Here is a 13,111-nt window from a genome sequence, read left to right on the forward strand (position 1 = left end):
GACGGTTTAGCTGACGTTCTGCCCGATCTGCCCCGTACGGCGGGGATTCGGTGCCACGATGCCGGCAGGGCTGCCGGCGTGGCCGCCCCCAGCCGAGAGGGGCCGACGTGAGCACCGTCCCGCCGGGCACACCCTGCTGGGCCGACCTGGCCACCCCGGGTCTCGCCGACGCGCGGCGGTTCTACCCGGAGCTGTTCGGCTGGACCGGCCGGATCGACCCCGAGCCGGAGGCCGGCGGTTACACCGTCTTCCTCCTCGGTGGCCGGGCGGTTGCCGGCGCCGGACCGCCAGCCATCCCGGACCAGGTGCCGATCTGGTCGACGTACCTGGCGACCGACGACGCCGACCTGGTGGCCCGCCGCGTCGATCGGGCCGGCGGGCAGGTGCTGGTACCCCCGTTCGAGGTCTCCGACCGAGGGCGGATGGCGGTCTTCGCCGACCCGGCCGGGGCGACGTTCAGCGTCTGGCAGCCGATGGCGATGCCGGGGGCCGAGGTCTTCGACGTGCCGGGCGCGATGAGCTGGAACGAGCTGGTCACCCCCGACCCTGAGGGCGCGAAGGTCTTCTACGAGCTGGTCTTCGGCTGGCATCCGGACGATCAGCCGATGGGCCCGGTCACCTACACCGGCTGGCGGCTCGGCACCCGGATCGTCGCCGGGATGACGCCTCCGCTGGGCGACGGCTACCCCGCGGACCTACCCGCGTACTGGTCGGTGTACTTCGCGGTTGCCGACGCCGACGCGGCCGCCGCCCGCGCCACCGAACTGGGCGGCACCATCCTGGTCCCACCCCGGGACATCCCGGCCGGGCGCTTCGCCGCCCTGCGCGATCCCCACGGTGCCCTCTTCAACGTCATCGCCCTGGCCCGCCCCGGCGCGGGTTGATCGCCCTCGCCTGTCGGCCCCCGGGTACGACCATCAATCGAGCGACGAGTCGCCCCGACGAGCACAGGAACCGGAGCCGATCCATGACCGAGCCATCACCGGGGACCCCCGCCTGGGTCGACCTGTTCACCACCGACCCCGTTGGCGCGGCGCGCTTCTACGCGCCCCTGTTCGGCTGGGCCGTCGCTGGGGCGGATCCGGGACCCACGGACGCCGGTCACCTCGTCTTCCACCAGCAGGGCAGGCCGGTGGCCGGGTCCGGGCCGGGTGCCGGCCCGCAACAGCCGCCCGCCTGGGTGATCTACCTGGCGACGGACGACGCCGACGCGGCCGGCCAGCGGGTGACCGCCGCCGGTGGTCGGGTCCTGACAGGTCCCGTCGACATCCCGGGCTCCCGGCGGACGGCGCTCTTCGCCGACCCGGCCGGGGCTCCGTTCGGGGTGTGGCAGTCGCTCGGCATGCCCGGCGCGGACGTGTTCGACGTACCCGGCTCGCTGACCTGGGCCGAGCTGACCACGCGGGAGTGGGACAGGGCGAAGGAGTTCTACGGGTCGGTCTTCGGCTGGACGGCGGACGACCAACCGATGGGCCCGGTCACCTACACCACCTGGCAGCTGGCCGGCCGCTCCGTCGCCGGGATGATGCCCATGATCGGCGATGACTGGGGCGACCTCGCGTCGCACTGGATGGTCTACTTCGCGGTGTCCGACACCGACGCCGTCGCCGACGCGGCGCACCGGCTGGGCGGGCAGGTGTTCCTCCCGCCGACCGATCTGCCCCGGGGCCGGTTCGCGGTGCTCACCGATCCACAGGGGGCGTTGTTCTCGATCCTGGGGCCTACTGCTCCGATCTGAGCGGTCGGGGGCCGGGCCGGACGGGGACGACGAGGGGGCCGTGGTCGCCGTCGACGACGCGGACGGTCGCGCGGTAGTACGTGGCGAGCAGATGCTCGGTGAGCACCTCGGCGGGCGGGCCGACGGCGGCGACCCGGCCCTCGGCGAGCAGCACCAGGCGGTCGGCGTACTCGCCGGCGATGGAGAGGTCGTGCATGGTGGCGAGCACGGTCAGGCCGTGCTCCCGGCGGAGCTGGTCGACCAGCTCCAGCACCTCCTGCTGGTGGCCGATGTCCAGCGCGCTGGTCGGCTCGTCGAGCAGCAGCAGGGTGGCGCCCTGGGCGAGCGCCCGGGCCAGGAAGACCCGCTGCCGCTCACCGCCGGAGAGGGTGGCCAGCTCCCGACCGTGGAACGCACCGAGGTCCAGCCGGTCCAGCACGTCGTCCACGGCGGCCAGGTCGGCGGCCGACTCCCGGCCCAGCGGCGGGATGTACGGGGTACGCCCGAGCAGGACGTAGTCGAGTACCGACATCCCGGCCGGCACCACCGGGGACTGGGCGACGGTGGCCACCACCCGGGCCCGGTCGCGGCGGCGCAGCGATTCGGCGGGCGTACCGAAGAGGGAGATGGCGTGCGGCGCGGGGAGCAGGCCGCCGACGGCGCGCAGCAGGGTCGACTTGCCGGCGCCGTTCGGGCCGATCACGGTGACCCACTCACCCGGGGCGACCGTGAGGTCGACCCCGGCCAGGATCGGCACGCCGCCGAGCTTCACGTGCAGGTCGCGCACCCGCACCGCCGGCGCCGTCATGAGAACACCCGCCGGGAGGTGCGCAGCACCAGGACGAAGAACGGGCCGCCGAGCAGGGCGGTGACCACGCCGATCGGGATCTCCGCCGGCGCGGCGGCGGTCCGCGCGACCACGTCGGTCAGGGCGAGGAAGGCGGCCCCGAAGAGCAGCGAGAGGGGCAGGATCACCCGGTAGCTCGACCCGGCGAGCAGCCGCACGGTGTGCGGAACGATGATCCCGACGAAGCCGATCAGCCCGGAGGCGGAGACCGCCGCGGCGGTGCCCAGCGAGGCGGCGACGATCAGCAGGTAGCGGGAGCGCTGCGGGTGCAGGCCGAGGCTGCGGGCCTCGTCGTCGCCGACCGAGAGCACGTCCAGCTCCCGCCGGTGCAGCAGCACCACCACGGCGGTGAGCAGGAAGTACGGCAGGATCAGCCGGACGTCGTCCCAGCCGGCGGTGGCGAGCCGGCCGAGCAGCCACGAGTAGACCTGCTGGATGCTGTCGGAGTGCCGTTGCAGCAGGTAGGTCTGCCCGGCGGAGAGGAACGCGGAGACCGCCACCCCGGCCAGGATCAGCGTCGCCGGGGAGCGGCTGCGCCCGCCGGCCGCACCGAGCAGGTAGGTCATGGCCACCGCGCCGAGCGAGCCGACGAACGCGGCCAGCGGCACGGTGAGTGGCAGCCCGCTCAGCGCCGCCGTCCCCGCGCCGAGGGCGATCACCGCGGTGACCGCCAGCCCCGCCCCGGCCGCCACGCCCAGCAGGTACGGGTCGGCCAGCGGGTTGCGGAACACCCCCTGGTACGCGCCGCCGGCCAGGGCGAGCAGCCCGCCGACCAGCAGGCCGAGCACCACCCGGGGCAGCCGCAGCTCGGTGACGATGGCGATCTCCTGCTCGCTGAGCCCGCTCTCCAGGTGCACACCGGGCAGCAGGTTGAGCAGTTCGGCGGCGACGCTGCCGGGCGGCAGGCTGACCGGGCCGAGGGACACCCCGGCGACCAGGGCGACGAGCACCGCGCCGATCCCGGCGACGAGCCACCGCTTGCGCAGCCCGGCCGGTCGGGGCGTACCCCCGCTGGACCCGAACCGGGTGACCGGGCGGCGGCCCGGCGCGGCGGCGGACGCCCCGGTTCCGGGCACGGCGGACGGCCGGGACGCGTCAGGCGTCCCGGCCGGCCGGGGTTGCGTGGGTGGCACCGTCACCGACGGCGGTGGGTCACGCCGGGACCTTGGCGACCGCGTCGACGATCGTCCGGAGCTGGTCGACCACGCGCGGGCCCCAGCGGGAGGCGATGTCGTCGTCCAGGGCGACCACCTGGTTGTTCTTGACCGCGCTGACGCCGGCCCAGCCGCTGCGGGCCTTGACCGCCGCCGGGGTCATCTTGCAGCACTTGGTGTCGGCCAGGAAGACGAAGTCGGGGTTCGCCTTGACGATGACCTCCTGGGAGAGCTGCGGGTAGCCGCCGTTCTTCCCGTCGGCGTCCGAGGCGTCGGCGATGTTCTCCAGGCCGGCCAGCGCGTAGATCGAACCGATGAAGGTCTTGCTGGTGGCGCTGTACAGCTCCGGGCCCAGCTCGTGGTAGTACGTCAGCTTCTTCGCCCGCTGCGGCAGGTCCTTGGTCAGCTTGGCGATGTCGTCCTTCATCAGCTTCGTGACGTCGGCCGCCTCGGCCGGGTGGCCGGTCAGCGTGCCCAGGTCGGTGATCTGCTGGTAGCTGTCGTCCAGCGTGGTGGCGGCCGGGGTGAGCAGCACCGGGATCTTCAGCGTGGTGAGCTGGGCGACGATCTTGTTGGTGTCGTTGGAGAGCACCACCAGGTCCGGGCTCTTGCCGGCGATCGCCTCGGCGTTCGGCTGGAAGCCGGAGAGGTCGCTCTTCGGCGCGTCCGCCGGGTAGTTCGACTGGTCGTCGACGGCGGTGACCTGCTTGCCGGCGCCGATCGCGAAGAGCATCTCGGTCGCCGACGGCGAGAGCGAGACGATCTTCTCCGGGCGCTTCTCCAGCGTCAACTTGCCGACCGTGACCGGGAAGGTGGCGGCCGCGGAGCTGGCGCCGGCGGCGGGGGTGTCGGTCGAGGTCTTCTCGGCGCAGGCGCCGAGGGTCAGGGCGGCCACCGCGAGGGTGGCGGCCAGGAGCCGGGGGGTACGTCGGGACATCTGTCCTCCTGTCGGTCGAGGAGTGTGCTGCTTCGCCGACAGGGGCCGCCTGCGCGTACCCGTCCGCGAGGCGCCCTTCCTCGAGAGCGCGTGTCGCGACCAACCGCAGGCGACCTGACTCGTCCCCCGTTCCGGGTCTCCGGCGGCGCCGGACCCCGGGCGGGGGCATCACAGTTGCGGGACAGCGCCGGTTTCGCACCGGCTTCGCTGCGGGTTGATCGGTGTCACGGTAGCGCACGACCAGCGGAGATCGTCCGGACGGGAGGGTGGGTGGGGCCCCGGCGGGGGTTTGTCCGGGGCCCCACCCGGATTCAGGACGCGGTGATCGTGACGTTGTCCACAGCGGCCTCGACCAGGCTGGCGCCGGAGGCGTCCGCCGCCTCCACCTGGATCCGCACCGACTGGCCGGCGTACGGGGTGAGGTTCAGGTTCGCCACCGCCCAGGCGCCGTCCCGGTCGGCTGCCGCACCGGCCTGGTTGAGCAGGGTGGTGGTGCCGCCGGCGTGGACCACGCTGACCCGGAAGTAGTCCGCCGACGAGGCGTTGGAGCCGTGCGCCAGGTACCAGGCCAGCGAGAGGGTCAGCGTGCCGGTCGCGGGCAGGGTCACCGCCGGGGAGCGGGCGCTGGTCGCCCCGCCGTCGATGTCGTAGTCCCCGGCCGCGGTGCCGGCGAGCCGGCCGGTGACCAGGTCGTTGCTCCCGGCGTACGGGACGAGTTGCTTGGCCCCCGACGAGCTGGTGGCCTGGGCGGCGCCGCGCTCCCACGCCCCGGTGGTGGCGGTGTCCGTGCCGGCCGGGTTGGTGGTCCAGCCGGTGGCGGTCTCGAAGGTGTCCGACCAGACCGTGGTGCCACCGCCGCCGGTGCCGCAGTACTGGGACTGCTTGCCGATCGCCCGGTACGGGCAGTCGGCGTACTCGGAGAGCAGCAGCACCGCCTCCCGGTTCCGCGAGGTCTGGGCGGGGATCACCTCGTCGGGCGGGTAGAAACCGCCGCCGGTGGACGAGCCCGGGTACATCTCGAAGGTGTACGCCCAGATGCCGTGCGCGGCCCACATCCAGTCGATGCTGGTGCCGTCGGCGATGTACAGGTCGCTGGACTGTTCCGGGGTGTAGTTGTTGGTGGCCGCCAACTGCTGGCCGATGGTGGCGAAGGTGCTGTACTGGTCGGCGCTCATCCCGGTGGGGGTGTTCGAGGTGGTGTAGCCGAACGGCCAGAGCACCAGCTCGGAGTAGGTGTGGAAGTCGATGTTGGCCTTGATCTGCTGCACCCCGCCGACCACCCGGCTGTTGACGAAGTTGCGCAGCGCCTGGGTCTCCGGGGCGGAGAAGGCGGACGGGCCACGGTAGGTCTCCGACGAGGTGGAGCCGGACGAGCCGCCGCAGCAGCCCCACTGGTACGCCCAGTTCCGGTTCAGGTCGGTGCCGACGTACGACGAGCCGCTGTTGGGTTGCCGGTTCTTCCGCCAGGAGCGGTACGAGCCGGTGGCGATGTCGTACTCGCTGCCGTCCGGGTTGACGGTGGGGACGATCCAGATCTCCCGGGAGTTGACGAGGTTGGTGATCCGGGAGTCGGTGCCGTAGCTGTCGGTGAAGAGGTTGAGCAGGTAGATCGCCATCTCGACGGTCAGGTGCTCGCGGGCGTGCTGCTGGGCGTTGAAGAGGATCTCCGGCTCGTTCTCGTCGGTGCCGACGTTGTCGGAGATCTTCACGGCCATCAGGTCGCGGCCCTCGTACGAGGTGCCGATGCTGCTCTTCTTGGCGATCGACGGGTGGTCGGCGACGACCTGGTTCACCAGCGCGGTCAGCTCCGCGTAGTCGTGGTAGTTGGAGTCGGCAGGTGGGAAGGCGAGGGTGCCGGCGTCACCGACGGGGGCGGGCGCGGGGTCGGCCTCCAGCCGGAACCCCAGCCGGCCGATCGCGGCGGCCTCGGCGCGGGTGGCCGAGACGTGCAGGACGCCGTGCTCGGAGTAGTCGATCGCCGCGCCGGTGCGGGCGACCGCGTTGCGGTCGGCGAAGGTGCGCGGGCCGAGCACCCGGTAGCCGGCGGCGGCCGGTGCGGGTTCGGCGGACGGTCGTGCGGAGACCGGCCCGGCGGCGACGGTGACGAGGCCGAGGCCGGCGGCGACGGCCAGGGCGAGGCCGCGCCGGAGGGGGGATGTGCGGAGGGCCATGGACAACCTCCTCGGGGTACGGGGAGATCCCGTTGTCCGCCACTTCACCAGCAGTCACATGGTCATATCAACATCCATCGCTGCCATGACCCATCCCGACCGGATCCTCACACCGGCAACGATTTTCCTTCGGCAGCCCTCTGGCGAAACTTCCCTCCGAGCGGGACAGTGAACGGCAACGCTGCCTCACCTCGCGGAGTTGCCATGGTTGCCAGCATCCCCCTGCGCGCGGTCGCCCTCGCCGGCGTCGCCGCGCTGACCCTCCTCGACGCGACCACCGCCGCCCAGGCCGACCCGGTCACCGCGCTCGTGCACGACGAGCAGATCACCTGGCAGAACTGGACCGGCGACACCGACTGGCGCTCCGGCACCGCCGCCGGCACCGCCGTCACCGCCGCCGGGCTCACCCTCGGCACCCCGGTCGGGACCACCGTCTACAAGGACCCGCACACCAACATCAAGCGGACCTGGGCGTACGGCACCTGGACGACACCGGTCACCGAGGTCGGCTTCGGCGCCAGCGAACTGGTCGCCTCCTGGAACGCCGACACCCCCGCCGGAACCTGGATCCAGGTCGAACTCCAGGGCACCTACACCACCGGCACCCGCACCCCCTGGTACGTCATGGGGCGCTGGGCTTCCGGCGACGCCGACATCAAGCGGACCAGCGTCGACAAGCAGGGCGACAAGACGTCCAGCGTCTGGACCGACACCTTCGCCATCGACGATGCGGCCAAGGGTGTGCTGCTCCGGGCGTACCAGCTCCGGCTGACCCTCTACCGGGACCCGGCGACCACCGCCACCCCGACGGTCCGGGCGGTCGGCGCGATGAGCTCGTCCGTGCCCGACCGGTTCACCGTGCCGCCCAGCGCCGGCGGCATCGCCTGGGGCACCGAGCTGGCCGTACCGCGCTACTCGCAGAACGTCCACGCCGGCCACTACCCCGAGTACGACGGCGGCGGCGAGGCCTGGTGCTCACCCACCTCGACCGAGATGGTGATCGAGTACTGGGGTCGCCGGCCCACCGCCGCCGACACCGCCTGGGTCGACCCGACCTACCCCGACCCCACCGTCAACCACGCCGCCCGGTCCACCTACGACCACCAGTACGACGGCGCCGGCAACTGGCCGTTCAACACCGCGTACGCGGCCAGCTTCCCCGGCCTGGAGGGGCGGGTCACCCGGCTGCACTCGCTGGACGAGCTGGAACACTTCATCGCCGCCGGCATCCCCGTGGTGACCAGCCAGTCCTTCCTCGCCAGCGAGCTGGACGGGGCCGGCTACGGCACCTCCGGGCACCTGATGGTGGTGATCGGCTTCACCGCCGCGGGCGACGTGATCGCCAACGACCCCGCCTCGCCGAGCAACGACGCGGTCCGGCACGTCTATTCGCGCGCCCAGTTCGAGCAGATCTGGCTGCGTACGAAGCGGACCACCGCGAGCGGTGGGACCGGCAGCGGCTCCGGCGGGATCGTCTACCTGATCAAGCCGACCAACGTGGCCTGGCCGACGGTCACCGGCTCCACCAACTGGTGACGGCACCCGGGTCCGGCGCGACGTCCGCGTCGGACCCGGGTGCACCCGGTCAGCCCCGGACGTGGCTGTCGGTGAACACCTCGCCCGACGATTCCCCGCGGCGCCGGCGCAGCTTCCGCACCATGACGACCACCCAGGCCACCAGGGCCGCTGCCCGGTTCCGCCGGCGGGGCCGGTTCCGGGTCAGCTCTCCCGGTTGGTGTCGGCCGGGCCCGGCCGGTCCTGGTCCGGCTGGTCCTCGCCGGCCAGCGCGGAGCGGAGCTGCTCCTTCTCCGCCCGCCGGCGCTCGGCCGCGGCGGCCATCTCCTCGGCCATCTCGTCGCGCCAACCGCGCAGCAGGAAGAACGAGGCCGCGGCGGAGAACGCCAGCGCCACCAGCAGCTTCAGGAAGGGGTTCATGTCGACCGGCCAGAGGGCCAGCAGCACCACCACGAACAGCCCGATCCGGCCCAGCGTGTACTTGACCGCCGCGCTCACGTTCCCACTCCTGTTCTCCGCGCACCGGGTGGCCCCGGGCGGGTGGTTCAGCCCGTCCGTCGGGCCAGCCAGTGCACGCCCTGGAACCAGAGCACCGCGTAGACCACGGTGAAGGCGAGGGCGGCCAGGCCGCCGGTGAGCAGCGGCGCAAGGCCGGCCGCCAACCCGGCGACCAGCAGCCCGCAGAGCACCGCGACCGCCCCGGCGAGCAGCGCCGCGACCACCCGGGCCGCGCCGAACTCCCAGGCCCGGAAGTCGTCCCAGAACAGCCAGGCCGGCAGGATCACCGCCAGCCAGCCGTTGGTACGCCCGAAGTCCCCGGCGCCGATCGACGCGAAGGCCCAGTCGAAGAGCACCAACGCCAGCACGCCGATCAACCAGCCGGCGAGGCCGATCCCGAGCAGGTCGCCCAGGGTGAGGATGCGTCCCTCGGCGTCCCGGCGGGGGAACCCGCTCCGCTGCTCACTCATGACGCCACGAGCGTACGCGAGCGGAGCCGGGTCACCCCTCGTCGGCTCAGGCCCAGACCTGCTGCGGCTCGGCGCGGCGCTCGGCCAGCGACGGCGGCTTCGGGTATTCCCGGACCACGTTGTAGCGGGTGTCCCGCTCGACCGGCTGGAAACCGGCGTCCCAGATCAGGTGCAGCAGGTCGTCCCGGTGCATGGTGTTCGGGGTGCCGTACGAGTCGGCGTCGTGGGTGATCTTGTATTCCACGACCGAGCCGTCCAGGTCGTCCACCCCGAAGTTCAGCGAGAGCTGCGCAACGGAGAGGCCGTGCATCACCCAGAAGTTCTTGAGGTGCGGGATGTTGTCGAAGAGCAGCCGGGAGACCGCGAACGTCTTCAGCGACTCGGCCGGCGAGGCCATCGTGGTCCGGGCCTGGATCCGGTTACGGATCTTGCCGTCCGCGGAGTCGACGAAGTCGTGCTGGTAGCGCAGCGGGATGAAGACCGCGAAGCCGCCCGTCTCGTCCTGGAGCTCACGCAGCCGCAGCACGTGGTCGACCCGGTGCCGGGGCTCCTCGATGTGGCCGTAGAGCATGGTCGCCGGGGTCTTCATGCCCTTCGAGTGGGCCAGCCGGTGGATCCGCGACCAGTCCTCCCAGTGGCACTCGTGGTCCACGATGTGCTGGCGGACCTCCCAGTCGAAGATCTCCGCGCCACCGCCGGTCAGCGACTCCAGGCCGGCGTCCATCAGCTCGTCGAGGATCGCGTCGGCGCTCAGCCCGCTGATCTTCTCGAACCACTGCACCTCGGTCGCGGTGAAGCACTTGAGCTTGACGTTCGGCAGCGCCGCCTTCAGCTCCCGCAGCACCTTCGGGTAGTAGCGCCAGGGCAGCGTCGGGTGCAGGCCGTTGACGATGTGCAGCTCGGTGAGCTGCTCGTCCTCCATCTCCTTGGCCTTGCGGACCGCCTCGTCGATGCGCATCGTGTAGGCGTCCTTCTCCCCCGGCTTGCGCTGGAAGGAGCAGTACGCGCAGGACGCGGAGCAGACGTTGGTCAGGTTGAGGTGCCGGTTGACGTTGAACATCACCCGGTCGCCGTTGAGCTCGGTGCGCCTGTGGTGGGCGAGCCGGCCCAGCCAGGCCAGGTCGTCGCTGTCGTAGAGGGCGATGCCGTCCTCGCGGCTCAGCCGCTCCCCGGCGTACACCTTCGCTTCGAGCTCGCGCTTGAGTCCGGCGTCCATCGAAAGCCACGTCCCTTCCACTGCGGTCCCGGTCGAGCCTACGTCGGCCCACCGACGCGCCGTCAGGTCGGGCACCGGCAGCGACGCACTTCACCGAAGTCTCGGGCTCATGTAACGACGCACGCATCGACATCGCTTTCTCTGTCGGGTAAGACATGGGTGGGACGCGACACACACTGGTAGCGTCCCGGATCGCCGCGCTCACCACACGCGCGGCACGGCACGCCGGACTGGGGAGCGGAATGGTCGACAGCGGGCGCAGGTCACGGCAGCCACGACGGAGGAGCCCGGTGATCTCGCCGGTGCTACGCCCGACGCTCTGGTCCGCCCTGCTCGGCGCGGTCGCGGCGATGGCCCTGGCCACGCCCTCGTACGCCGACCCGGCGCTGCCCGGCGTGGTCCCCGACAGCGGCGCCCGCCCGGTCGCCGCCGGTGACCTGCGGCTGCCCGGCGCCGTGCCCGGCTACCCGACCCCGACGCTGCCCGGCGGCGTCACCACCCTGCCGGTCGCCGGCATCCCCGCCAACCCGCTGCTGACCCGGATCACCGCCCTTCAGGACCAGAACCGGCAGCTCGGCGACCGGATGCTCGAGCTGCGCCAGCAGCGCGACGACGCCCGCGCGCAGCTGGCCACCGCCGAGCGTGACCTGGCGACCGCCCGGGACGCGCTGACGAAGGCCCAGGAGCGCGCCGACGACGTCGCCGCGGACGCCTTCAAGGCCGCCGCCGCCCTGCCGCCGGGTGAACTCGCGGCGGATCTCCACGGGCTCAGCGTCCTGCAACGACTCTCCCGGGGCGAGCAGGCCGACGGCGCGACCACCGCCGCGGCCGGCGAGCTGTCCCGCGCCCGGGCCGGCGAGCAGTGGGCCGTCCAGGCGCTCACCTCCGCCCAGGACCGGGTCCGTCGCACCGACGGGGAGCTGACCGCCGCCCAGGCCACGCTGCGGGCCAGCGACACCGAGCTGATCAAGCTCCGCGCCGACAACCAGGCCCAGCTGATCCAGGCCGAGCGCCAGCAGGAGGCCGCCGAGCAGAGGCTCGGCGCGGCGTACGTCGAGGGGCAGAGCAGCACCGGGCTGATCGCGAGCCCGGAGGCGCTGGCCGCCGTCCGCTACGCCCTGGCGCAGCTCGGCGACCCGTACCTCTGGTCGGCCGAGGGGCCGGACCGTTTCGACTGCTCGGGTCTGATGTGGGCGGCGTACCGGTCGGCCGGCTACTACGACCTGCCCCGGGTCTCCCGCGACCAGTACTTCGCCACCCGGGCCAAGACCGTCGCCCCCGGCGCGCTGCTCCCCGGTGACCTGCTCTTCTTCGCCTCCGGCAGCAGCTGGACGACCATCCACCACGTCGGGATGTACATCGGCGGCGGCAAGATGGTGCAGGCGCCGAGCACCGGCGACTTCGTGAAGATCTCCACGGTCCGGTGGTCCGGCCTCTACGCCGCCACCCGGGTCGTCGGGGCGGTACCCGGCCCGGCCATCCCGGTTCCGCCGGCGCCGGCGACCACCGGGCCGACCACGCCGTCGCCGAAGCCGAGCACGACGCCGTCGCCGCGGCCCGGTGCGACGGGCACGACGCCGAGCCGACCCCCGACGACGACGCCGACCACGCCGTCGTCGACGCCGTCGACCACCCCGTCGCCGACGCCCACCACGCCCCCACCGGCCACCACGCCGCCGGCCACCACGCCGCCGCCGCCGTCCACGGAGGCGCCCGCGCCGGAGCCGAGCGCGTCGGAGACCACCGCCGCGCCGACCCCGGAGACCAGCAGCATCGCGCCGACCACGGCCGAGAGCAGCAGCGCTCCGGAGACCAGCAGCTCGGTCACGGCCTCGGCGAGCACCGGCAGCTGACCTGCGGCGGCCGGACCGGACCGGCTCCGGTGTCCACTCCGACTGTGCCGACGGGGTGGAATGTGGCACCGTGACATCCAGGCACATCCGTACCCCGGGCGACGGGTGGGATGCGAGCGTGGCGCGGAGGACGAGGCATGGGCGAACACCAGGTTCCGGCGGAGACCGTCGACCGCGGATCCGTGCCTGATCCCGCCCACACACCATCCGCCGGCGAGGTGGCGGCCAAGCCGGCGCGCGCCCGGGCCAGCGTCACCACCGCGACCGCCCCGCCCGCGGGCACCGACCTCCCGACGGCACCGTCCAGCGGCACCACCTACCGCGCGGGTACGCCCACCCGGCCCGCCGCCTCCGGCGACGCCGACCGCCCGGGCACGGGCTCCGGCCTCCCGCCGGCCGCTTCGCCGGCGCCAGCCGCTCCGGCCGTGCCGGAGCAGCGGGGCGCCACGCCGGGCGGTTCCGCCCGGGCCAGCGCCGCCGTGCCCGGACTCAGCCGGGTCTCCGCCGAGGAGGTGTCCGGCGCCGCAGCCGATGCGGCCGCCCGGTCCGCGGGTGGCGCGCCGACCGTCTACCGCTCGGCCCCGGTCAACCCCGAGCCGCCCGAGCCGGCCCAGCCGCCGGAGCCGGCCCAGCCGCCCACCCCGCCGACGCCGGAGCCGGAGCCGGCCCCGGCGCCCGCCCCGATCCCGGAGCCACCGGCGCCCGGACCGTTCCCGCCGCCGGTGCCACCGCT

Annotated in this window: 11 protein-coding genes, 1 pseudogene and 1 riboswitch; of the genes and pseudogenes, 5 read left to right on the plus strand and 7 right to left on the minus strand. The window is 73.2% G+C overall.

The window, feature by feature from the left end; genetic code table 11:
- Positions 1-107: 107 nt before the first annotated feature.
- Positions 108-884 (plus strand): VOC family protein, encoded by a 777-nt coding sequence (locus V6U81_RS19555; protein ID WP_334491280.1) that lies wholly within the window; start codon positions 108-110, stop codon positions 882-884.
- 83 nt (positions 885-967) lie between these two features.
- On the plus strand, positions 968-1,738 hold the full coding sequence (locus V6U81_RS19560) for a VOC family protein (protein ID WP_334491282.1): 771 nt from the start codon (positions 968-970) through the stop codon (positions 1,736-1,738).
- On the opposite strand, the gene V6U81_RS19565 is transcribed toward V6U81_RS19560, so the two are convergent.
- The 4 genes from V6U81_RS19565 to V6U81_RS19580 all read right to left on the minus strand — a co-directional run bounded on the left by V6U81_RS19565 (position 1,722) and on the right by V6U81_RS19580 (position 6,826).
- Positions 1,722-2,525 carry an ABC transporter ATP-binding protein gene (locus tag V6U81_RS19565; RefSeq protein WP_334491284.1) on the minus strand — a complete coding sequence of 268 codons (804 nt, stop codon included), beginning with the start codon at positions 2,523-2,525 and terminating at the stop codon, positions 1,722-1,724. The two genes, V6U81_RS19560 and V6U81_RS19565, sit on opposite strands and share 17 nt — an antisense overlap.
- A complete protein-coding gene (locus tag V6U81_RS19570; RefSeq protein ID WP_334491304.1) occupies positions 2,522-3,550 on the minus strand; it encodes a FecCD family ABC transporter permease in 1,029 nt (342 codons plus the stop codon). Before V6U81_RS19570 ends, V6U81_RS19565 begins: the two co-directional genes overlap by 4 nt.
- A gap of 166 nt (positions 3,551-3,716) precedes the next feature.
- On the minus strand, positions 3,717-4,655 hold the full coding sequence (locus V6U81_RS19575) for an ABC transporter substrate-binding protein (RefSeq protein ID WP_334491286.1): 939 nt from the start codon (positions 4,653-4,655) through the stop codon (positions 3,717-3,719).
- Between the two features lie 87 nt (positions 4,656-4,742).
- A riboswitch (cobalamin riboswitch) is annotated at positions 4,743-4,902 on the minus strand.
- 64 nt (positions 4,903-4,966) lie between these two features.
- Positions 4,967-6,826 carry a M14 family metallopeptidase gene (locus V6U81_RS19580; RefSeq protein WP_334491288.1) on the minus strand — a complete coding sequence of 620 codons (1,860 nt, stop codon included), beginning with the start codon at positions 6,824-6,826 and terminating at the stop codon, positions 4,967-4,969.
- Positions 6,827-7,030: 204 nt separating this feature from the next.
- Here V6U81_RS19580 and V6U81_RS19585 point away from each other — a divergent pair, with 204 nt between their 5' ends.
- Positions 7,031-8,362, plus strand: coding sequence for a peptidase C39 family protein (locus V6U81_RS19585; protein WP_334491290.1), 1,332 nt, complete (start codon positions 7,031-7,033; stop codon positions 8,360-8,362).
- A gap of 183 nt (positions 8,363-8,545) precedes the next feature.
- On the opposite strand, the gene V6U81_RS19590 is transcribed toward V6U81_RS19585, so the two are convergent.
- The 3 genes from V6U81_RS19590 to mqnE are packed head-to-tail and all read right to left on the minus strand — an operon-like array spanning position 8,546 to position 10,525.
- Positions 8,546-8,839, minus strand: a complete 294-nt coding sequence (locus tag V6U81_RS19590; RefSeq protein WP_334491292.1) for a DUF4229 domain-containing protein — start codon at positions 8,837-8,839, stop codon at positions 8,546-8,548.
- A gap of 47 nt (positions 8,840-8,886) precedes the next feature.
- On the minus strand, positions 8,887-9,309 hold the full coding sequence (locus V6U81_RS19595; RefSeq protein WP_334491294.1) for a hypothetical protein: 423 nt from the start codon (positions 9,307-9,309) through the stop codon (positions 8,887-8,889).
- Between the two features lie 46 nt (positions 9,310-9,355).
- A complete protein-coding gene (gene mqnE / locus V6U81_RS19600) occupies positions 9,356-10,525 on the minus strand; it encodes an aminofutalosine synthase MqnE (RefSeq protein ID WP_334491296.1) in 1,170 nt (389 codons plus the stop codon).
- A 242-nt stretch (positions 10,526-10,767) separates the two neighbouring features.
- On the opposite strand from mqnE, the gene V6U81_RS19605 reads away from it, so the two are divergent.
- On the plus strand, positions 10,768-12,378 hold the full coding sequence (locus tag V6U81_RS19605) for a C40 family peptidase (protein WP_334491298.1): 1,611 nt from the start codon (positions 10,768-10,770) through the stop codon (positions 12,376-12,378).
- Positions 12,379-12,515: 137 nt separating this feature from the next.
- A pseudogene (locus V6U81_RS19610) lies at positions 12,516-13,111 on the plus strand (hypothetical protein); the annotation flags it as partial.

Source organism: Micromonospora lacuserhaii, from assembly GCF_036902735.1.
Classification (GTDB): domain Bacteria; phylum Actinomycetota; class Actinomycetes; order Mycobacteriales; family Micromonosporaceae; genus Micromonospora.